General features: G+C 61.4%; 15 protein-coding genes and 1 pseudogene. 13 read left to right on the top strand and 3 right to left on the bottom strand.

What is annotated here, in order from left to right:
* Positions 1 to 59 precede the first annotated feature (59 nt).
* Positions 60 to 662: a DUF2889 domain-containing protein gene (locus tag OKW40_RS27890; RefSeq protein WP_429492730.1), complete on the bottom strand. Its 603-nt coding sequence runs from the start codon at positions 660 to 662 to the stop codon at positions 60 to 62.
* A gap of 355 nt (positions 663 to 1017) precedes the next feature.
* Here OKW40_RS27890 and OKW40_RS27885 point away from each other — a divergent pair, with 355 nt between their 5' ends.
* From OKW40_RS27885 to OKW40_RS27835, 11 genes are all read left to right on the top strand, one after another.
* Positions 1018 to 2187, top strand: a complete 1170-nt coding sequence (locus OKW40_RS27885) for an FAS1-like dehydratase domain-containing protein (RefSeq protein WP_429492728.1) — start codon at positions 1018 to 1020, stop codon at positions 2185 to 2187.
* Between the two features lie 37 nt (positions 2188 to 2224).
* Positions 2225 to 3481 carry a CaiB/BaiF CoA transferase family protein gene (locus tag OKW40_RS27880; protein WP_429492726.1) on the top strand — a complete coding sequence of 419 codons (1257 nt, stop codon included), beginning with the start codon at positions 2225 to 2227 and terminating at the stop codon, positions 3479 to 3481.
* 89 nt (positions 3482 to 3570) lie between these two features.
* Entirely contained in the window at positions 3571 to 5187 is a 1617-nt protein-coding gene (locus tag OKW40_RS27875; protein WP_429492724.1) for a class I adenylate-forming enzyme family protein, read from the top strand.
* A 2-nt stretch (positions 5188 to 5189) separates the two neighbouring features.
* Positions 5190 to 6353 (top strand): iron-containing alcohol dehydrogenase family protein, encoded by a 1164-nt coding sequence (locus tag OKW40_RS27870; protein ID WP_429492722.1) that lies wholly within the window; start codon positions 5190 to 5192, stop codon positions 6351 to 6353.
* An 11-nt stretch (positions 6354 to 6364) separates the two neighbouring features.
* On the top strand, positions 6365 to 7780 hold the full coding sequence (locus OKW40_RS27865) for an aldehyde dehydrogenase family protein (RefSeq protein WP_429492721.1): 1416 nt from the start codon (positions 6365 to 6367) through the stop codon (positions 7778 to 7780).
* A 24-nt stretch (positions 7781 to 7804) separates the two neighbouring features.
* Positions 7805 to 8758, top strand: a complete 954-nt coding sequence (locus OKW40_RS27860) for a Bug family tripartite tricarboxylate transporter substrate binding protein (RefSeq protein ID WP_429492719.1) — start codon at positions 7805 to 7807, stop codon at positions 8756 to 8758.
* Between the two features lie 17 nt (positions 8759 to 8775).
* Positions 8776 to 10128 carry an MmgE/PrpD family protein gene (locus tag OKW40_RS27855; protein WP_429492717.1) on the top strand — a complete coding sequence of 451 codons (1353 nt, stop codon included), beginning with the start codon at positions 8776 to 8778 and terminating at the stop codon, positions 10126 to 10128.
* Positions 10129 to 10900: 772 nt separating this feature from the next.
* Positions 10901 to 11362, top strand: coding sequence for a (2Fe-2S)-binding protein (locus OKW40_RS27850; RefSeq protein WP_429492715.1), 462 nt, complete (start codon positions 10901 to 10903; stop codon positions 11360 to 11362).
* A gap of 32 nt (positions 11363 to 11394) precedes the next feature.
* On the top strand, positions 11395 to 13611 hold the full coding sequence (locus OKW40_RS27845) for a molybdopterin cofactor-binding domain-containing protein (protein ID WP_429492713.1): 2217 nt from the start codon (positions 11395 to 11397) through the stop codon (positions 13609 to 13611).
* Between the two features lie 28 nt (positions 13612 to 13639).
* Complete coding sequence (locus tag OKW40_RS27840; protein ID WP_429492711.1) at positions 13640 to 14956, top strand: c-type cytochrome; 1317 nt, start codon at positions 13640 to 13642, stop codon at positions 14954 to 14956.
* 571 nt (positions 14957 to 15527) lie between these two features.
* Positions 15528 to 16865 (top strand): MFS transporter, encoded by a 1338-nt coding sequence (locus OKW40_RS27835; RefSeq protein ID WP_429492709.1) that lies wholly within the window; start codon positions 15528 to 15530, stop codon positions 16863 to 16865.
* A gap of 63 nt (positions 16866 to 16928) precedes the next feature.
* On the opposite strand, the pseudogene OKW40_RS27830 reads toward OKW40_RS27835, so the two are convergent.
* Both OKW40_RS27830 and OKW40_RS27825 read right to left on the bottom strand, forming a co-directional pair.
* A pseudogene (locus OKW40_RS27830) lies at positions 16929 to 17186 on the bottom strand (DDE-type integrase/transposase/recombinase); the annotation flags it as partial.
* 505 nt (positions 17187 to 17691) lie between these two features.
* Positions 17692 to 17865: a hypothetical protein gene (locus tag OKW40_RS27825; protein ID WP_429492707.1), complete on the bottom strand. Its 174-nt coding sequence runs from the start codon at positions 17863 to 17865 to the stop codon at positions 17692 to 17694.
* Between the two features lie 151 nt (positions 17866 to 18016).
* On the opposite strand from OKW40_RS27825, the gene OKW40_RS27820 reads away from it, so the two are divergent.
* Positions 18017 to 20068, top strand: a complete 2052-nt coding sequence (locus tag OKW40_RS27820; protein ID WP_429492705.1) for a hypothetical protein — start codon at positions 18017 to 18019, stop codon at positions 20066 to 20068.
* Between the two features lie 90 nt (positions 20069 to 20158).
* Positions 20159 to 21052 (top strand): ATP-binding protein, encoded by an 894-nt coding sequence (locus OKW40_RS27815; RefSeq protein WP_429492703.1) that lies wholly within the window; start codon positions 20159 to 20161, stop codon positions 21050 to 21052.
* Position 21053: the final 1 nt, after the last annotated feature.

The raw sequence follows: 21053 nt of genomic DNA, 5'->3' as shown, positions 1-21053 counted from the left end.
ATTCTGCTCAGCGTGAGTGAATGAAACGGAGGCGCCGTGAAACCCGGGCGCTTCGTTGGCTAGGTCTTTGGCGATGCGGGTTGATGAAACCGAGGCCAGCGGCGCAACACGACTTCACGTTCCGCCGAGTATGCGTAGCAGCTATCGATCTTCTTGGGACGACCGTTGGCATCAAGCGGTTCCGGCTGACTTTGACGCAGGATGCTCGTCGATTGAATAGCGGTGGTCGCAAGCGGGATCAGGAGTTCCATCAAATGCGTGCAACTGCGAGCGCCGCTCAGGCGGGAGCGGACCTCTTTGCTCCAGCCTGCAGCGATCCGCAGTCCCTTGATGGACTGGAGCGCGCGGCCGCCTTCTGGGCAAATATCGTACGGCGCGGAATCGGTGAACGTCTGCACGTCATGAATCACCATTGCCTCATCGAAGACAAGTCGCACGCCCAGGTCGTGGATGGGTGCATTTGCCGGAACGGTGCGCTCCGCATTCGCGTGTGTGAAATCGTACGGCTTGCGGTCGATCAGGTGGGCCTCGGCCTCGAAGAGTCCATCACTACGACGAAAGCCACGCATGTCAATTCGCCGGAAGTGGAGTTCTTCGCGCGTGACATCGGCATTCGCAGATGACGATCCAGTTTGCAATCCGGAAGTCAATTCAGCCTCCATCCAAACGATAGTCCGTGAAGTTCACCGGGAAGAACACTTCCCCGTTCCTTGAGGCAGCGAAGTCCCGGCGTTCTGGTCACGACCATCCGAGCAATTTAAGGGTCGGACAATTCTTTGTGTTCGTAAATAAGAACGATGTATCGTATCTACGAAATACGAGCACGATAAGTGCTGCGTCTAGCTCGTGTCAATCGGATTCCACCCCCGGTAGGGCGAATTCGGGAGGACGGCTCGTCGGCGAACGTCTCCTACCCTGGAAATCCCCATTGACATCAGCACCTAGGGAAGCCTAAAGTTGGTGTGTATCGTATATACGATCATGAGTGCGTATATAGGAATAAATGGAGAGACACCTATGACAGATTCCGTTGCTGTTCCCGCAGGCATCACTAAAGAACTGGCCCTCGGCAAGTTCACCGACAAGATGTTGGACGACATGCGCGCGCTGATCGGCACCGAACTGCGCACCGAGTCCTGCCTTAACAACGAGTACGCCACGCGGTTGGCCGTGATGCGGTTCTGCGAGGGCATTGGCGACGACAACCCGCTGTGGACCGACGCCGAGTACGCTAAAGCTGGCCCCTTCGGTACGCTGGTGGCGCCCCCCAGCTTCATTTTTGCCTGTCTCGGTTCAGTGCAGGTCGGCTGGCCAGGTCTGGGCGGCTTCCACGCCGAGACCAGGATGACCTTCAATCAGCCGATCCGAGTCGGCGAGAAGATCACCGCCAAGGTGACCTTCGATGGCTTCGACGGTCCCATCGCGGACAGCAACTTCGGCGGCCGCCGCATCAAGGACTACCTGCGCCAGGAATACCGCAACGAGGAGGGCGATCTCAAGGCCACCTTCATCTGTTCGCGGATGCGCTTCGAGCGCGGCGAAATGCAAAAGCGCCGCGAGGGCCGCGCGATTGAAGTGCCGCACCCCTGGAAGGATGAGGAGATAGCCGAGATCGAGGCGCAGATTCTGGCCGAGAGGCCACGTGGCGCCGAGCCGCGCTACTGGGATGACGTGCAGGTCGGTGACGAGATGGACGTCATTACCAAGGGACCGCTGGGCCTGACGGACTTCATCGCCTTCATCGCCGCTGGCGCGGCGCCGATCCCGCGCGTTGCGGCGCACGCGGTCTCGCTCAAACGCTACCACAAGCATCCCAAATGGGCCTTCCGCGACCCGCGTACACATGCACTCGAGCCGGTCTACTCGGTTCATTACAACGACTATGCGGCCCAGTTGCAGGGCGCGCAGATTGCCTACGACGTGGGCATCCAGCGTACCTGCTGGCAGATCCATTCGCTGACGAACTGGATGGGCGATGACGGCCGGCTGCTCGCGCTCACCGGCCAGTACCGCGCTCACGTCTACCTGGGCGACGTCGTGCGCCTCGGTGGCCGCGTCGACGCGAAGGAAATCGACCCCGATGGTCAGCACGTGGTCAAGCTCACTACCTGGGCCACGAACCAGCGTGGCCAGCAGGTGATGCCCGGAACAGCGGTGGTGGCGCTGCCCAAGCGCCCTGCGGCTTGAGCGGGCGGTCCTTTCCATGAACGAAGCAGGAGGCGAAATGACCATGGCCACATTCGGCGACACGTCGATCGCGCAAGAGAAGGGTGAAGAACGTCATTCGACCGCGTCCGCCGAACCGGCGCGCGACGATGGTGATCGGGCACAGGAGAACGCATCGCTGCCGCTTAGCGGGGTACGCGTCCTCGACTTGACACGGTACCTCTCTGGGCCCTACGCGACGCTGCTGCTCGCAGAAATGGGCGCGGAGGTCATCAAGGTCGAAGTGCCCGAAACCGGTGACGACACCCGACACATTGCGCCCCTCCAGGGCGACGTGAGCTTCTATCACTCCACCGTCAACCGGAGCAAGACTTCGGTGGAAATCGACTTGAAGTCCGAGGAAGGCAGAAAACTCATTCACGCCATGATTGCGGATTGCGACGTCTTCATCCAGAACTTCCGTACGGGCGTCGCCGAGCGACTCGGATTCGGATACGACGTCCTCTCCAAGCTCAATCCGGGGTTGGTCTATTGCTCGATCTCTGGCTTCGGGGGAACGGGACCCGAGAGCCGACGGGCTGCCTTCGATCTGATCGTGCAGGCGGAATCCGGCGTTATGAGCCTGAACGGCGAAGGCGATAGACCGCCCAGCAAGCTGGGTCTTCCGGTGGCCGACCTGACATCCGGAATGTTCTCGGTTCACGGCATCCTCGCCGCACTGCTGCGGCGGTCGCGGACCGGCAAGGGCGGGCTCGTCGAAGTCAGCATGATGAGTTCCCTGCTGTCGCTCTCCGTCTACAACGCAACCCGGTATTTCGTGACCGGCGAAACACCCAAGCGGATGGGGTCGCGCCATCCGGGCGTGGTGCCATATGGCCAGTACGGGGCCGCCGATGGAAACATCCTGCTTTCTACCTTCAGCGACAGTTCGTGGAAGAAGATTGTTGATGCCATGGATCGCCCTGAACTTGCGGAAGATCCGCGATTCGTGACCGCGGCTTCCCGCGTCGTTCATCGGGACGCTTGCGACGCATTACTCAGCGAGGTGTTTTCCGGATTCACTTCCGAGGAGATCGTGCGGCGGTTGCACGAGGCGGGAATTCCCTGTGGCGTGGTCCGCAGTCTCGGGGAGGCGCTGGAAATGGAAGCCGCCAGCGGTTCTGGCGGGATCACCGACGTCGAGTATCCGGGCGCGGTCGGCGCGATTCGCAGCGTGCGGATACCGATCAAGTTCGATGGCAAATGGTGTCCTGCCAAACCTGCGCCGGCGCTCGGCCAGGACAACGCGATCCTGGATCGATACAAGAAATCCTGAACATTCAGTGAGAGGGCGTGCGTCTCCTCAGGCCAGGTCGTGATCACCAGCCCAGAACGCGCGCCAGTCACACCGATATGGAGACATTGATGTCATCAACAGCAGCATCATGGGGCAAGGAAATTGCGACGGAAATGATCGGCGGGGTTCCGTTCCGGATGTATGCAGAGCGTCCACGCCGGGTTGAAGGGCTGCTCGACTTCGCCGGCCGCTGGGGCAATCGGCCTCACATCATCCAGGGCGAGCGGGTCGTCACCTTCGAGGAACTGCATCAGGGTGCGGTTGCCAAGGCGCGCCAACTCGCCGGTCTCGGTATTCGCCGGAGTGATCGCATCTTCATCCTCGGCTGGAACAGTCCGGAGTGGGTCATCAACTTCTGGGCCTGTCTTCTCGTCGGCGCCGTGCCTGTGCTTGCGAACGCCTGGTGGAGCGAGGCGGAGGTCGGCAACGGTCTGGAAGCCCTGCAACCTGCCATGACGCTGGCCGACGAGCGTTGCGCGGCGCGTGTGCCGGCGGCATCGCGCCTTGGGCCCTGGGGCATCGACTGGACGTGGTCGCAAGGTAGCGATGCCCTCGCGGATGCGGAAGGTGCGCGCGGCGAGGAAGAGACCGCGCTCATCATCTTCACCTCGGGCACGTCGGGCCAGCCCAAGGCAGTGGTGCTGTCGCATCGTGCGCTGCTGGCGCGCCTGCAGATGACCTTGCACATCACGCGCAAGTTGCCGCACCAGATCGACGAGACAGCGCGCGACGTGACGCTGATCACGGGCCCCCTGTTCCATGTGGGCGGCATGCAGACCCTCATGCGGGCAGTCGTCGTCGGCGACACACTGGTGCTCTCGGAAGGCAGGTACGACCCCGCCGAGGTGCTCGCGTCGATAGAACGCAACAAGGTCAGGCGCTGGAATGCCGTGCCGACCATGGTAACGCGGCTGCTGGACCATCCGGACGTGCCCCGCAGGGACCTGAGCAGTCTCAAGTCCATCAGCATCGGCGGCGCGCCTGTGCATGCGGAGCTGATGCAGCGCATCCGCACCCAACTGCCCAGCGTCAGCCCGAGAATTCCCACGGGCTACGGTCTGACAGAGAACGGCGGACAGGCCACTGCCGCCGCGGGCTCGGAGGACATTGAGGAACTGGGCTCCGCCGGCAAGCCGCTGCCGTGCGTCGAAATCCGCTTTCTTCCCCATCCTGGCCTGCCTGACGGGGAGATCCTGCTGCGCTCGCCCACGCAGATGTCCGGCTTCTACGGGCTCGATGAATCGCCTATCGACGAAGAAGGTTGGCTGCACACGGGCGATCTGGGCAGGCTGGACGACAAGGGCAACCTGTGGATCACGGGGCGCTGCAAGGACATGATTATCCGAGGCGGGGAGAACATCGCGCCCGTCGCCATCGAGCGCGCACTGGTCGCCATTCCTGGCGTAGCGGAGGCGGTGGTTTTCGGTGTGCCGCATCCCGACCTCGGCGAGGAAGTCATGGCAATCGTCGTGGTCGAGCGCGATCTCACGCCGCAGCAGCTCCAAGGGGCGCTGCGCTCGAGTCTGGCCTCCTTCGCGGTGCCAAGCCGTTGGCGCATCCAGAAGGACCCGCTCGCGACCAACCATACCGGCAAAGTCGACAAGCCGGCACTCGCCGCGCATGCGCGCGCCGAGATCGCGCAGGAACGTGCGAAAGCCGGCGCACGACAGACGGACGAGGAGTAAACATGCGATCGTTCCAACACATTACACCGCCGCTGCGTCTGTTCAGCGGTCCCGATAGCTTCGATGCCCTCGGCCGCGAACTCGAGCGCATTGGCAGCCGCCGTGCTGTCGTCTTCTGCGGCCCGTGGGCTGAGGGGCCGCTGTTGAATGCAGTGCGCGCCGGGATGGGAGACCGGTGTGCGGGCGTCTATGCCGGGGTCCTTGCGCATAGTCCGGTGGCGTCTGTCGAGGAAGCCGCCGGCGAGCTCAGGCGCTTCGAAGCGGACGCAGTCGTCGCTCTCGGTGGCGGCTCGGCCATTGTGACCGCACGGGCGGCGAGTATCCTCGTGGCGGAGAATGGCGATCCGCGCAGCCTGTGCACCACGCGAGACGCAAACGGGCAACTGCGCAGCCCGAAACTGCTCGCGCCAAAGCTGCCGCAATTCATCGTGCCGACGACTCCGACAACGGCCATGGTCAAGGCCGGCAGCGCGGTTTTCGACCCGGCCACCGGCGAGCGCCTCGCGATGTTCGATCCGAAGACGCGTGCCCATGCGATCTTTATCCATCCGGATGCAATTCTGTCGTCGCCGCGCGAGCTTGCCATAAGTGCGAGCCTGAACACCTTCTCGATGGCAATCGAAGGCTTGACATCGCGCTCGGGCGATCCGATATCGGACGCACTGCTCATGCATGTTCTGCGACTTGCGGCACAGCACCTGCCGGGTCCGCAACTGGCCGACGATCCCGACGTGCGTGCGGAGTTGATGCTTGCTGCCGTGCTGTGTGGCCAAGGCACAGACCATACGGGGGCAGGGATCACAACCGTCCTTGGTCATGCAATCGGCGCGCGTCACCACCTGGACAACGGTATTGCCAATGCCATTGTGCTTCCGCACGTCCTTCGGTTCAACGGCACTTCGGCGGAGAGTGGCTTGCAGAAGGTCGCGATGGCGCTGGGTCTGCCTGAAACAAATGGCGCGGCACTCATCGAGGCGGTCGTGCAAGCCGTCGATGCGCTGTTTGGCCGGCTCGGCATTCCACGTCGGTTACGCGAAGTTGGTGTTGCGCAGGACGCGTTGCCAGAAATTGCCGCACACGCCATTGGTGACTGGTTCCTGCGCGGCAATCCGCGTCCGGTTCGCAGCGATTCCGAATTGCAACAGGTCCTTCAAGCGGCCTGGTGAGGAGACTTTCAATGATTGAACGTAAGCAGATTTTCATTGGTGGCAGGTGGCTGGATTCCACTGGCGCCAGTACGATTACCGTCGTCAACCCGGCGACGGAGGAACCGATCGCCACTGTCCCGCGAGGATCGGTCGAGGATGTCGATCGCGCCGTGCAAGCCGCGGTCAAGGCTTTCGCGAGCTGGTCGCAGTCCTCCGTGGAGCAGCGCATCGATGTGTTCTCCGGGCTCGCCCGTCTGACAGAGGCACGTGCCGAAGAGATCACGCACACTATTGTCACCGAACTGGGATACCCGAGCGCATGGGTGGCCAAATCGCAGACCGCCGGCGCGGTGGAAGAGCTGGAGATCATCGCCCAAAGTCTGCGCGAGATTTCGTGGGTTGAACAAGTCGGCACCACGCAGGTCCGCCGCGAACCCTCCGGAGTGGTGGGCGCCATCACCGCGTGGAATGCGCCGTTGCGCTCCATCATATCGAAGGCTGGCGCCGCGATGGCCGCAGGGTGCACGGTCGTGTGCAAACCTGCCGAAGTCGCGCCGCTTACTGCATTTATCTTTGCGGAAATTATCGCCGAAGCCGGTGTCCCCGCCGGGGTGTTCAATCTGGTTTGCGGCACTGGACCCGAGGTCGGCGAGGCTATCGCGTCGCATCCGCTGATCGATATGGTGTCGCTGACCGGCTCCGTCGGCGCCGGCCGTCGCGTGATGCAGCTTGCGTCGGAGTCGATCAAGCGTGTCCATTTGGAGCTTGGTGGCAAGTCGCCCAACCTCATCTTTGCCGACGCCGACTTCGAGCGTGCCGTCAGCGACGGCATCGGGGATGCACTGCGCAACGCCGGGCAGGTATGCGGTGGGCTTACCCGCATGCTAGTGCCGCGGGAGCGGCTCGCGGAGGCTGAGGCACACGCGGTGCGCAAGGCCGAGAGCTATGTCCTTGGCGATCCCTTCGATCCCGCGACAACGCTCGGGCCGGTCGCGACGGCGGCGGCACGCGAGCGAGTCAGAGGTTACATCCGCTCGGGGCTGGACGAAGGCGTGCGCATGCTGACCGGCGGCCCTGAGATGCCCGAAGGATTGCCGCGGGGCTGGTATGTAAAACCGACGGTATTTTCCGGTGACAACACCTGCCGCATCGCCCGCGAAGAGATCTTCGGCCCGGTCGTGATCATCATCCCGTTTCAGGACGAGGCCGAGGCGATCGCCATTGCCAATGATTCGCAATATGGCCTTGCCGGCGGCGTATGGAGCAGCGATGTTACCCGCGCACGCGCGGTTGCGTCGAAGCTGCGCGTGGGGCGTGTGCGGATCAACGGTGCTCCCCTCGACAAGCGCGGGACGCATGGCGGGTTCAAGCTGTCAGGGGTCGGCCGTGAATGGGGGCGCTTCGGCATCGAAGAATTTCTCGAATACAAGTCGGTGCTCGGATAACGGCCGCAGTTGGGGGAGACTATTGTGAAAAGACGCAGCTTTATCCAATTGGTCGGCCTTTCGCTGGGCATGCCCGCCGCTGGCGCGTTGGCTCAAGGTCGCAACGTGCGCGTGGTCGTTCCGTTGCCGGCCGGCAGTTCCAATGACCTTATCGGCCGTCTGCTGACCGAGCAGATGCGCCGTACTCTCGGCCAAACGTTCATCGTCGATAACAAGGCCGGCGCAAACGGTGTTATCGGCACCATGGAGGTGGTGCGGGCGGCACCGGACGGGCAGACGTTGCTGCTCGCCTCCAATTCGCCGTTGGCGGCCAATATAGCCTTCGTGAAGAACCTGCCATACGACCCACGGCGCGACCTCACACCAATCTGCGGGGCGAGTCTGACCAATCACGTGTTGATGGTCAAGGCCGGCTCTCCAATCCGCACCTTGGCCGAATTCATCGCCTACTCGAAGCAAAGATCTGGCAAGGTGACCGTCGGCTACTCCACCACCTCGGTGCAGGTGCAGATTGCCACCCTCAACAAGTTGGCCGGCATCGAACTGATGGCCGTGCCCTACAAAGGATCGCCTGCCACGATCAGCGATGTCATCGGCGGCGTGCTGGACGCGACGCTAACGGACCCCGGCAATGCGCTGGCACAAGTGAAGGGCGGGCAACTGCGGGCACTGGCGGTCAGCTCGTTGAAACGCAATCCGGTCACGCCTGATTGGCCCGCGATCTCTGAAACGCTGCCGGGTTTTGATTTTCCATCATGGAATGCCTTTGTTGGTCCAGCAGGCATGCCGCGCGAGCTCGTGGACCGGCTGAGTGCGGCGGTCCTCAACGCGCAAAAGCAGAAGGAGATCGCCGACCGACTCGCCATACATGGCATGGTGCCCTTGGTCATGGGACCTGACGAGCTCAAAACTTTTATCGGTGCGGAGACTGCCAAATGGGTACGTCTGGCGCGCGAAGCCAACATACAACCGGAATGACAGAGGAAAAAAGCGACATGTCTGAGAACCTTACTCTGACCGTAGCCTGCTACGCGGCCGCTACCTCATGCGGGGATATTCCTGTCGAGGTGCAGGAGCGCGCCAAGCAGGTCATTTTCGATGAGATCGCGTGCGCCTATTTCGGCCGTCGCAGTCTGGCCGGCGACTTGGGTGCCCGCTATGCAGCGCAGTGCGGCGGCACGGCGGAATCCCGAATCTACGCGACCGGGCAGCGCGTCTCCGCCCCCTACGCGGCGCTCGCGAACGGCGCCGCCGGCCATGGCGAGGAAGTAGACGGCGCACATATCGTGGGGGGCCACCCCGGCGCAACCATCGTTCATGCCGCCGTCGCCATGGCCGAGCGCCAACGCGTGACGGGCGCCGAATTGCTTAATGCAGTGGTGCTAGGTTACGACGTCGGTACGCGTGTCGTCGAAGCATGCGGGAAGCTCTACTCGGTCAAAAACCGCTTCGGCTTGAATTCCGATTTCCTGTACGTCGTTGGCGCCGCGGTGGCGGCGAGCCGGCTGCTCGGTCTCGATCCTGTCCGGCATTGCCATGCGATGGCGCTCGCAACGTTTCAGACCAATGCACTCTGCGCGCTCTATTCGGAGAAGCGGCATATCAGCAAGTCATTTTGCAATGGGCAGTTCGCTTTTGCAGGCGTGAGCTCGGCCCTCATGTCGGTCGCGGGCCTGGAAGGCCATGAAGACATCCTCGATGGCCCGTACGGCGTATTGCACGCATGGGGCGAGGATGGCCAGAGGGATGCCATCGTCCGAGGCCTGGGCGAGCATTTCACCATCACGGATGCCAACTTCAAGGCGATGAACGCGGGATATCCGATTCATGCTCCGGTCGAGGCTGCGTTGACCCTGGTTGCCAAGCATGGCCTTCGCGTCGATGCGATCGAATCCATCTATGTCGGCATGCCGACTCAGACGATGAAGGTGGTGGACGGGCGCGACATGCACAACATCTGCCTGCAGGACATGCTGAGTGCCGCTCTGGTTCAAGGCAGATTGAAACTGCGCGAGTCGCCATTTCCGGCGGTCTTGGAAGATCCGGCGTTCTCGCGCCTGCGTCCGCGTGTCGAACTGCGTGGCGATCCGGAGCTCGATCGGGACCAGCCCGACGGACGCGGGGCCATCGTGACCATTACGACCGTGGATGGCGCTACGGTATCCATGCGGATCGATCATCCGAAGGGGCATAGCAAGCGAGGTGGTCTCACCTGGGCTGAGCTCGCTGGCAAATGGTACGAAGGGCTGCCGGAATGCGACGTCGACAGGATGATCTCGATCGCTCAGCGGCTGGAGGATATCGAGGACGTGACCGAGTTGCTGGATACGTTCACGCCAAAGAGCTGATCTGTGGGCTCTTGTGCCTTTCGTCAAGCGGTAGGGGCTGACTTGGGTTGTTAAACCGCGCCGTCGCGGCGTCGCCGTGCCGGCGAGATGAGTGCCAGGTTGTGGCGCTTGCTGGAGTGTCAAATGAGTGCGGATAAACAGTCGCTGCGACGGGGCATTGAAAAATGGTTCGGGTCTGACCTATCGGCGAGCATTCGTCTCACGCGCGCCGGCCACGCTTCGCAGCATCAGTGTCGTTGCGTGCGAGTCGAGGCGGCGGCGCGGTCCGGCCCATTCTCGATTCTGTTCTTTCGTCATGACGACGGGTCATGGTACGTGTTCCCTCCGGAAGGAAGACGTCCTGAGATTGGTTTCGCGTGGCATGTGACAAGCCCCCTTCAGAGCCAAGCATGATGCTGCACTTCGGTTGACGCGTCCGCATTCCAATAAGGACAGGTACCGATTGCGATCGCGGCGGCTCCATGCACGAATTCGCGCATGGCCCCCCGCTCACCCTCGCCGGGGGGCTGGCGAAGCTGATGCGTGCAAAGATGAGGAACAAAGCGGTCGTGCGGGCCGCTGCGAATCTGGTTTGCTTGCTCCTCCGGCGTTATGCTCCAGCCGTTTGAGACCCGGACTCATCGGCTCACTGGCGCGCTCTGTTAGTGATCTCGCGCACGAAGCATTCATGAATGCTGCTCACAAGGCCATTCAGAATCGATACCTTACTTTGCCAAGAGGACGCACCTATGATGAACGGTCTCTTTCCGTTCGACGAAATGGGTGACTCGACATGGTTGAACTCGATATCAATGGACAGCGCCATACGTTCGATGGCGATGCCGAGATGCCGCTCCTCTGGTACCTGCGTGATGAACTCGGACTGACCGGCACGAAGTTCGGATGCGGGATGGCGCTGTGCGGTGCGTGCACCGTGCACGTAGACGGCAAGCCGGTACGCTCGTGCATGACGCCAATCAGCACCGTTACAACACACAAGGTCACGACGGTTGAGGCGGTCGGCAAGCAGCGTATCGGTAAGGCCGTGCAGATTGCGTGGATCGCGGAACAAGTGCCGCAGTGCGGTTACTGCCAGTCAGGACAGGTGATGTCGGCCGTCGCATTGTTGTCGACGCAACCCAACCCGACCGACGGCGACATCGATACGGCAATGAGCGGAAACATTTGCCGTTGCGCGACCTACTGCCGGATTCGTTCGGCGATTCATCAGGCGGCGGAGGCGCTGCGTACATGACAACACTTCCGACTGACGGAATATCGCCACGCATGGACGACGATGTGACTATCGCCGGTGGTGTCAATCGCCGGCAATTCCTCGCTGGCATGACCGCGCTGACACTCACGATCAGCTTCCGCAGCGGCACTGTGCTCGCCGCGCCGAAGGGTGTGGTACCGGAGACGTTCGAGCCGAACGCATTCATCAGGATCAGCGCCGATGGTCGCGTGACCGTCGTGTCCAGTTATCTTGAGATGGGACAGGGCACATTCACCGGCATCGCGACACTCGCGGCCGATGAACTCGACGTCGATCCGCAACACGTCGACGTGGTCGCGGCACCCGCCGACGCCAGCCGCTATACGAATCCGGTGCTCGCTAAGCGGGGGTACGCGGTGCAAGGCACGGGTGGCAGTAGCGCAATGGCTGGGGCGTGGTCGCAGATGCGCCAGGCGGCGGCAACCGCGCGCGCGATGCTCGTGTCCACGGCGGCGAAGCGCTGGAAGGTGGAGCAGGGCTCGCTTACTGTCGAGAACGGGACGATCATTCATGTTGCGTCCGGACGTCGAGCGGGCTACGGCGCATTTGTCGCCGATGCGTCGCGCGAACCGGTGCCTACGAACGTCGCGGTCAAGCAGGCTCGAGCATTTCGGCTGATCGGCCAGCCGACAACGCGGCGCGTCGATGTCCCGGCGAAGGTTGATGGTTCGGCGATATACACACAGGACATAAAGCTGCCGGGAATGCTTGTCGCTGTCGTCGCGCATCCGCCACGACTGTGGGCGAAGGTCCGGTATGTCGATGCGTCGAAGGCGAAGGCGATCCCCGGTGTGGTTGCGGTCGTCCAGCTTGACGGAGACGACAACGTGCAGGCGGGCGTTGCAGTGCTCGCCAAGAACACTTGGGTCGCGCGGCAGGGCCGCGACGCACTGTCGATCACTTGGGACGATACGCACGCGCTCTCGCTCGGATCCGACGCGTTGAGCAAGCAGTACCGCGCCCTCGCCGACACTCCGGGGCCGACGGCGATGATGCACGGCACTGTGCTCGAGAAAGCACCCGACGGCGGTAAGCTCATCGAGGCGGTCTATGAACAGCCGTACCTTGCGCACGCGGCGATGGAGCCGATGAACTGTGTCGTCTATCTGCATGCAGACCGCTGCGAGATCTGGAACGGCGAGCAATGGCATACGGCCGACCAGCACGCTGTCGCCCAGGAACTGGGCTTCAAGCCCGGTCAGGTGACGATCACGCAGCTCTATGCTGGCGGCAGTTTCGGCCGCCGCGCAAACCCACGCTCCGACTACGTGCGCGAAGCGGTGCGGATCGCGCGTGCCACGCGTGCGCAGGGGATCGACGCGCCGGTGAAGATGGTATGGATGCGCGAGGACGACATGCGTGCCACGCAGTACCGGCCGATGACCGTGCACAAGGTCCGGATTGTCGTCGACCGTAGTGGCAAGCTCGTGTCGTGGCATCAGGTGATTGTCGGGCAGAGCTTCACGAAACCGAAGACGCCGGATGCGATCGACCGCGGTCTCGTCGAAGGCGCAACGAGCATCCGTTACGACATTCCGAACATCCGAATCGACCAGCATATTCCGGATAACGTCGCGGTGCCGACGCAGTGGCTGCGTTCGGTGGGTCACACGCACGCGGCCTTTGTCAACGAGACGATGATCGACGAGGCGGCGCGCGCTGCCGGCCAGGATCCTTACCGATTCCGTTGTTCAATGCTCGTTTCACGGCCGCGCGAACGCGCGGTACTCGACCTCGCTGCCGACAAGGCGGGCTGGCAGGCGCCGCTGCGAGCCGGCGCGGTGGGCGAGCGGCGCGGACGCGGAATCGCGTTCCAATTCGCGTTTGGCACTTATGTCGCGCAGATCGCCGAAGTGACGGTCAAGAGCGACGGGTCATTCAGCGTCGACCGAATCGTCTGTGCGGTCGATTGCGGCTTCGCGATCAATCCGAACGTGATCGCTGCGCAGATGGAAGGCGGGATCGGGTTCGGGCTGTCGTTCCTACGGCAGGCGATCCGTCTCGATAACGGACGCATCCTTGAAGGTAACTTTAACGATTACCCGGTCCTGCGGATGAACGGCATGCCCCGCATCGAGGTTCATATCGCCCCGTCGCACGAAGCGCCGACGGGGGTCGGCGAACCCGGCGTGCCGCCCGCCGTGCCTGCCGTGGTCAACGCGCTCGCAATGGCAACCGGTACCGTGATCCGGACGCTCCCGCTTGGCGATGCGATTAGCGCATCGTGACCCCAGTCATCTCGTCAGGATTCGTAAAGTGAGACTTTGTCGTCTGGCTGCCGGAGCAGCCACTGCGGCCGTGGCCGCGTTCGCCGTGTTCGCCGTCGGTTCGCATTTCGCACCGAAGGGGGCAGAGCCCGTGTCGCCCGTCGCCGGCACACCAGCAGACTTGCCTCCGGAATTGAAGCGCGGCGCGTATCTGGCCGCTGCTGCCGATTGCGTCGCCTGCCATACTGCGCAGAACGGTACGCCGTTCGCAGGCGGCCGGGCGTTCGCGTTACCGTTCGGCACGATCTACGCGACAAACATCACGCCGGATCCAGAGACGGGAATCGGCAACTGGTCCGACGATGCGTTCGTTGCAGCCGTGCGTTCGGGGATCGGCTCGCACGGGCATCTGTATCCTGCGATGCCATACACGTCGTATGCAGAAATGAGTCGCGACGACGTGCTTGCGATCAAGGCCTATCTGGTTTCGCTGCAGCCAATGCATAAGCCGACGCCAGCGAACTCGCTGTCGTTCCCGTTCAATCAGCGATGGGGGATGACGCTATGGAATTTCCTGTTTTTCCACGAGCAGCGCTTCGTGCCGGATTTGCAGAAGAATGTGCAATGGAATCGTGGCGCGTACCTGGCAACGGCGCTCGGCCACTGCGGCGAATGCCATACGCCGCGCAATGCCGGTTTCGCAATGCAGTCGCGAAACTACCTATCGGGGGCTGGCGTGCAGGGCTGGAAGGCGTACAACACCACGTCGGAGGCAAGCTACGGGATTGGCGGCTGGACTGACGCGCAACTGACCGCGTATCTGTCGCGAGGCCATGCGTCGGGGCGCAGCTCTGCGTCGGGCCCGATGGCCGAGGTCGTTGAGCATAGCCTACAATATCTGACGCCCGGCGACATCAGCGCGCTCGTGACCTATCTGCGCAGCGTGACCCCGGCGACGGGTGATACGGCCGGAACTATCGAGCTCGATCCGTCAGCAGTGCGCGCGTCGAATGCTGTGCTGCCCGGAGTGCATCCGGCGAAGGACGTATTGCGGCGTGGCCAGCGACTGTTCGAAGGCGATTGTGCAGGTTGCCACCAGTGGAACGGCGTTGGCCGAGAGACCGAATATGCATCGCTCACCGGTAGCCATGCAGTCAACGATCCATCCGGTACCGCGCTCGTGCAAGTGCTATTGCACGGCAGCAGCCTCGAGGTGGGCGGCAGGAAGCAGTTGATGCCAGGCTTCGGCGGCGCGTATTCGGACGCTGACATTGCGGCCGTCGCAGACTATGTGCTTGCGCACTTTGGATCGAAGACAGGCACGGTCACGGCCGAGCAGGTCGGCAAGCAGCGCGCGATACAGTGACCGCCGGCTGCGACGCGATCAAGAGGCAACGCTCACGCGGGTTGCCGATACCCGTTCAACGTGACAGCTTCCTTTCCTACCGAGAGGTGGCGCCATCATGACGTGAAGAGATTGTTTCGCTGCCGTTTGAGTTCAAATGACGGGGCCGCGCATGGCACTTCTACGCAAATTCGAAGGTCCGGTTGCCACGCATGTGAAACTATTGACAGTCCTCCACGATCCCGTGGCTGTCGTGGGCGAGACGTGACTTCTCGGAGGCGGGTTGCACGAAATCTCCATGCTGATGATGCCGTGATGAGGCAAAAGTTGCGAGTAGCGCTCCTGCTATCCCTTTTTTTTCCGCTCTCGCCACTCGTTAGCAGCAGCGCAGATCGATCGATGCGTCGACGCCAAATCCATCATGTCGTCTAGTTGCCGTCCGGCCGTGCACCGCCGGCCTACGGGTTTGCCCGATCGATGATCTTTCCGGATTGACAGACGTACCCAAGCGTTTACAATTCCGTATATACGATTAGTAAATCGCATATACGAACAATGAAACCAGTGCCCATTCCTGATCTCAGGAGGAGACATGCACGCACACAAGTCAGACGTCTTGCCCATGGTTCTGCCGGGCTCGCCGAATGCCGATCGTGAAATGAGACGTATTGGTGTGGCCGGTTTTGTCGGAACCGTCATTGAGTTCTTCGACTTGCAGATTTATTCGACGGCTGCTGCGCTCGTATTCGCCCATGTTTTTTTCCCGCAGTTGGGGCGCGTGGCGGGAACCGTGGCGGCTTTTGGAACGATCGGCGTGGTTTTCATCGCACGCCCGTTAGGCAGCATCATCTTCGGACATTTTGGCGATCGTCTTGGACGCAAGAAGACACTCGTCGTCAGCCTGCTGATGATGGGGCTATCCACGGTACTTGTAGGGTTGCTTCCGACGAGCGAACAGATTGGGATTATTGCCCCGATTCTGCTGATCTCTCTTCGTGTCGTGCAGGGCCTGGCGGCCGGTGGCGAATTTGCTGGTGCAGCCCTCATTATCTCGGAGAACGCACCCGTTGAAAAGCGAGGGGCGTGGAGTGCGCTTCCGGCAATGGGTGGAGCTGTCGCGCTGAGTGCCGGAGCTCTCACGTTTGCGGTGACCAGCATGGCGATGAGCGCAGACGCGTTTCGCACGTGGGGCTGGCGCATTCCATTTTTGTTTAGTACCGTCCTGTTGCTACTGGGTCTCTATATCCGACTCCGGATGAACGAAACGCCGGTGTTCGCCAAAGAGCTACGACTGCGTGGCGCGTCCCGCTTCCCGGTACTCGACGCGATTGCCAGTCAGCCACGCGACATGCCTTTGAGTTGTATGGTCGCCGTTCCTGCATTTACGATGCTCTACCTTGTCGTGACGTATGTCTTGAATTACGGCGCAAGTGAATTGAGGCTCGGGTACACCACAGTGACGCTCGTATCCGTGGCCAGCGGCATCATTATGTTACTCGGAGTCCTGGTGACGTCGAGGTTATCGGACCGCATTGGCAGACGGGCCACACTTATCGGTGCAAATGGGCTGGCAACCTTGTGGGCGGTGCTTCTGTTCCCCGTGTTGCACGCGGGTACGTTCGCGGCGTATGCGGTGGCTGTCGTTGTGACGATGTTCATCGCTGGCTTCATTTTTGGCCCGATCGGCTCGTACATGTCCGAACTTTTTGATACGCGCTATCGATATACCGCGGTAGGCCTTTGCTATAACGCGTCTGGCATTCTTGGCGGTGCCGTACCTCCTCTCATTGCCGGTCCAATCATTTCAGCGTACGGCACAATCGTGTTCGGCACGGTGCTAGCGATTATGTGTTTCGTCTGTCTTTGCTGTTGCATAGCCCTCCCGGAGACGAAGCACCGAGCGCTCGACGTTAATATGGAAACGAAATAGCACGGGTGACGGTTTTGTCGCGATAAGACAACGGCCCGAGCAAAGTGCGATGAAGAGGACTACTTACTTCGCCAGCGAGTAAAATCGCTCGGCGGCGGATTGTTGAGTGCCGCGAACGCATTTCATCTGCCCCTTGACGATCATATGCATGACTTCGATGCCACCCAGAATGATGCGGGGACAGCGAAAATCTCCGAATCCCAGCATTGGGACGGGTGCGGCGCTTGATGGCACGGTGGTCCAGCTCCACGACGTTGTTCAGGTATATTTGTTCTGGCGGATCTTGATCGGCGTCTCACGTCCAGCGTTGAGCACTTGTAGGGGTATTCGTCCTTTTCGTGTCTGGCGGTTTGCCTTGTTTTTTCTTTTCAAAACAAACGCTTGCAAATCGTCGATTCGCGGGAGGGCATCCTTTTGACGTCGGTGCAAGTAATTTTGTTACTACTGGACCGCCGGAAATTAGCGGCTGCCACGACCATCGAGAACAAAATTGCTTGCAAAAAGTTCAAGCGAAATTGTGCCTTCGGCCGACAGTACAAGCAATTTTGTATCCTTTTCAACACGTTGTCGCTCATTCGGTGGGTCAAAAGCCCGAAGGGCTGGGGCCTTCTGCAGGCGTTTCGCGACGGACCGGCTGGACCAGGAAACAGAATAACGACGTGGAGCCCAACAAAAATGCTTCGACGTGAGCTGCTCACTGCGGACCAGTGGCGATCATGACCCGCTCGGCGTAGCCGTGCTCATGATCTGTCTGCGTTGTCCTGCAGAGTGGATGTACGGGCTGCTCGCCGAGCCGCTGAACGACGAGCACGACGCGCCGGAAAGCTCACCCTTGGTCGCTCGCCTTGGGGGTTGGGAACAAAATTACTTGCAAAACGGAAACAAAATTACTTGAACCAACGGCAAGGTCGTCGGTGCAAGTAATTTCGTTACCACTGGATGGCCGGAAATTAGCGGCTGCCACGACCATCGGGAACAAAATTGCTTGCAAAAAGTTCAAGCAAAATTGTTCCTTCGGCCGACAGTTCAAGCAATTGTGTATCCATTTCGACACCGCGGCCGATCTTCGCCTTGCATTCCTGCGAAAGCGCTCTATGGTCTTATAGGCATCCGCCCCTTGGCTATCGGCGAGCGGGCGCTATGGAGCGTCCATGGAAGCAGGCGACGTTGACGACAGCCTTTACTGCTCCACCCGGACGATGGGCAGGCGAACTATCGACACATCGCAGTGGGCCAGTCCCGATGAGGGTGCGCTCGAAGGCGGCCGGCGCGCGCTGTATTTTGCGAGGAAGGAAGCGGTCTCGCTGTATCTTTCCGGTGCGACGGCCGACACCATCAAGCGGCTTACCTCACTTGGCGCAAAACAGGCCTATCGTCTGATTCGTGAACGTTGCCTCGAAACCCACCCAGACGGGCGGCCCTACGGTTGGCGTGGGCTGGTGCCGTGGGTGCGGCTGAAGCACTACCGGCGGTGTCGGAAGATCCAACTCGACCAATTCGGTGGCGGTGCCGTTGGCGCGCTGCAGGCACTACTTGATGCCAGGCCAGAGCTTCGTCAGGCATTCGAAGCACGTATTTTGGCGGGCGTCTCAGGCAAGCGGCTGGTCGAAACGAAGCAGTCGAAAAGGCGCCATTGCGCATGGTTTCTCGACCAACTTCGTGGCCTTGGATATGAGCAGCGCGGCGAGTGGCCGTTTAATACGACGAGGTTGGGTTATGTCTCGATTGGCCGGTACGTCGACAGCGTGCTGTCGGCGAACCCAAGAGCGCTAGCCGCGACGAGCGGCGGCCCGGACCTGGTCTCGAAGCTGAAGACCGGGGACGGCGCTGGACGGCCGGTTATGAAGTTCATGCAGCGTGTCGAGATGGATGCGCACAAGCTCGACGGACGTTTTTGTGTGTCGCTTCCACTGATGGGGGGCGGTTCCCAGGAGAAGATCGTTCATCGCCTGTGGGTCATCGTGATCCTTGAGGTGGCTTCGCGCGCGGTACTGGGCTACTACTTCAGCATGAGGCGGGAAGTATCAAAAGACGACGTCCTGCGCGCGCTCAAGCGGGCATTGAGCAGGTGGTGCGTGCGCCCGGTGAGTTTCTGCGACAAACCATATCTGTCGGAAGCCGGGCTCCTCTCGGGGCTTGGCGACGATTTCGCCGGACTGTGCTGGGATGAGACCAGCGTAGACGGCGCCCTGGCGGAGACCTGCCAGCACGTGCGCGATGCGCTGCGCGATGCGGTTGGCGCCACGGTGCTCGACCCAAAAAACTCGTTCTCGAAACGTCGAAGCAAGGACGACCGCCCATTCATTGAAGCTTTTTTTCGTAACCTGGCGGGACAGGGCTTTCAGCGCCTTTCCAACACCACTGGCGGCAAGCCTCAGGACCGCAAGGGCCGGCAGCCGGAAGAGGTTGCCCTGGCGAGCCGATTCCAGTACGAGTATGCGGAAGAGTTGCTTGACGTGCTCGTCGCAAACTATAACGCCACGCCACACAGCGGCGTCGGCAACCGGACGCCGCTGGCGTACGCGAAGTTCCTGTATCAGCATTCGCAGCAAACCTTGCGTCGAGCCGATCCGGCTGTTGTGGACGCACTATTGAGTATTCGCAAGCGCTGTATCGTGCGCGGCGGCGCCCGGACGGGGCGCGCCCCGTTTGTCGAGTTCTATTACGGACGCTACACGAACGAGGTGCTTCACAATCGGCACGACCTCGTCGGGTCCGCAATCTGGGTGGTCTGTCACAAGGAGGACGATTGCCGGGTCGCGCTCGCCTCCACGCTCGACGGCATGTCGCTCGGCGTGCTGCGGGCGGCGCCGCCCTGGAACATCTCGCCGCACAGTCTTTCCGTCCGTGCTGCAATCCGTCAGGCCTGTTCGCGCGGGCAGTTCACGATCCCGGCGGGCGCAGATGCCATCGACGCCTTCATGCGTTATGTAGAAAGCCACGCGCACCATCGCTTGCCCGTCCATCCGGCCTACCTCGAAGCACGGCGCATATTGTCTGCGGCTGCCGACCCGTCAATCGGGGCTGCCATGCTGGACGCAGCGACGGCTCGGGCCCAGCAGGCGGCCAGCGGCGCTTCCGGCGACGACAGCACGAGCGGTAAGGCCACACGCAGCCCGGTGCGGCACGGCGCGGCGGCCCCACCGAGGCAGGCAGGTCTGGCCGCCACGCTCCCGCCACGTCGAATGGCGGAATCGAGGTAGGCCATGCGGTTCTCACTGCCCGAGCGCGTCGATCCGCGACACTGCATCGTGACGAAACAGTACGCGGTATATACGCCACCCATGCACGAAATGATCGAGCAGATCGGCGAATGGATCGACCAGCAACGACCGGGCGGCTACATCTATGGCGCCTCGCGGCTGGGCAAGTCGCGCTGCGTACAGTGGTATGTTGAAAAGGTGCTGCAAGAGCGCTTGAGCGTCGCGGTGCCACTGGTGGTGTGGAACCGCCGTCCGGACAGTCAGACAAGCGAGGCGGGATTCTGGCATCAACTGCTGCTCGCTTCGCACTTCGAATTCGCCCATCCGACGAAACCACCGAAAAAAGCGGAAGGGATCTACCTGTGCAAACAGCGTTTCATCGCGCTTGCGAATAACGCGAAGCGAAATTACGTGATGCTAATCATTGACGAGGCGCAGGATATCACGTTCCGGGAATGGAAATGGCTGCTCGGTATCCAGAATGACCTCGATTACGAAGGCTACCTGCTGAGCGTTTTTTCCGTCGGCTCGCACCAGCTGAATTATCGTCATGAGTATATGGCGATCACGGGCAACGCTCACGTGGCCGCGCGTTTTATGGCTGCGCATGCGCGGTTTCATGGTCTGCGCTCGCAGGATGAAATCGCATACGTGCTCAACGGCTACGACATCGATTCGGAGTGGCCACCCGGGAGCAGCGTTTCATACCTGCAATACTTCGCACCGGGCGAATTCAGGGAAGGGCGCCGGCTCGCGGACTGCGCCGGTCAGCTATGGGAAGCGCTTGTCGAGCTTTCGCCCGATTCTGCAAGCCGGCATTTCGAGCTTCCCATGCAGCATATCGCCAGGGCAACTGAGGCGATACTCTTCCAGTTGGCCGTAGGCGAGGCCTGGGACGAGGTAACGTCCTACGAAAGCTGGTTGCGAGAGCTCGCGAAATCCAATTTTTCGGATCACATGCGAATCATCGCCACCGGCAACTGAA

The sequence above is a fragment of the Paraburkholderia sp. RAU6.4a genome (assembly GCF_050435625.1).
GTDB classification, from domain to species: Bacteria; Pseudomonadota; Gammaproteobacteria; order Burkholderiales; family Burkholderiaceae; genus Paraburkholderia; species Paraburkholderia tuberum.
The sequence above is the reverse complement of the archived record's forward strand: the minus strand, read 5'-3'. Positions and strand labels throughout refer to the sequence as shown.

Excerpts from the sequence above, each read along its gene's own strand:
- OKW40_RS27890 (WP_429492730.1), bottom strand. The coding sequence starts at position 662 with ATGGAGGCTGAATTGACTTCCGGATTGCAAACTGGATCGTCATCTGCG.
- OKW40_RS27885 (WP_429492728.1), top strand. The coding sequence starts at position 1,018 with ATGACAGATTCCGTTGCTGTTCCCGCAGGCATCACTAAAGAACTGGCC.
- OKW40_RS27880 (WP_429492726.1), top strand. The coding sequence starts at position 2,225 with ATGACCATGGCCACATTCGGCGACACGTCGATCGCGCAAGAGAAGGGT.
- OKW40_RS27875 (WP_429492724.1), top strand. The coding sequence starts at position 3,571 with ATGTCATCAACAGCAGCATCATGGGGCAAGGAAATTGCGACGGAAATG.
- OKW40_RS27870 (WP_429492722.1), top strand. The coding sequence starts at position 5,190 with ATGCGATCGTTCCAACACATTACACCGCCGCTGCGTCTGTTCAGCGGT.
- OKW40_RS27865 (WP_429492721.1), top strand. The coding sequence starts at position 6,365 with ATGATTGAACGTAAGCAGATTTTCATTGGTGGCAGGTGGCTGGATTCC.
- OKW40_RS27855 (WP_429492717.1), top strand. The coding sequence starts at position 8,776 with ATGTCTGAGAACCTTACTCTGACCGTAGCCTGCTACGCGGCCGCTACC.
- OKW40_RS27850 (WP_429492715.1), top strand. The coding sequence starts at position 10,901 with ATGGTTGAACTCGATATCAATGGACAGCGCCATACGTTCGATGGCGAT.
- OKW40_RS27845 (WP_429492713.1), top strand. The coding sequence starts at position 11,395 with ATGGACGACGATGTGACTATCGCCGGTGGTGTCAATCGCCGGCAATTC.
- OKW40_RS27835 (WP_429492709.1), top strand. The coding sequence starts at position 15,528 with ATGCACGCACACAAGTCAGACGTCTTGCCCATGGTTCTGCCGGGCTCG.
- OKW40_RS27820 (WP_429492705.1), top strand. The coding sequence starts at position 18,017 with ATGGAAGCAGGCGACGTTGACGACAGCCTTTACTGCTCCACCCGGACG.
- OKW40_RS27815 (WP_429492703.1), top strand. The coding sequence starts at position 20,159 with ATGATCGAGCAGATCGGCGAATGGATCGACCAGCAACGACCGGGCGGC.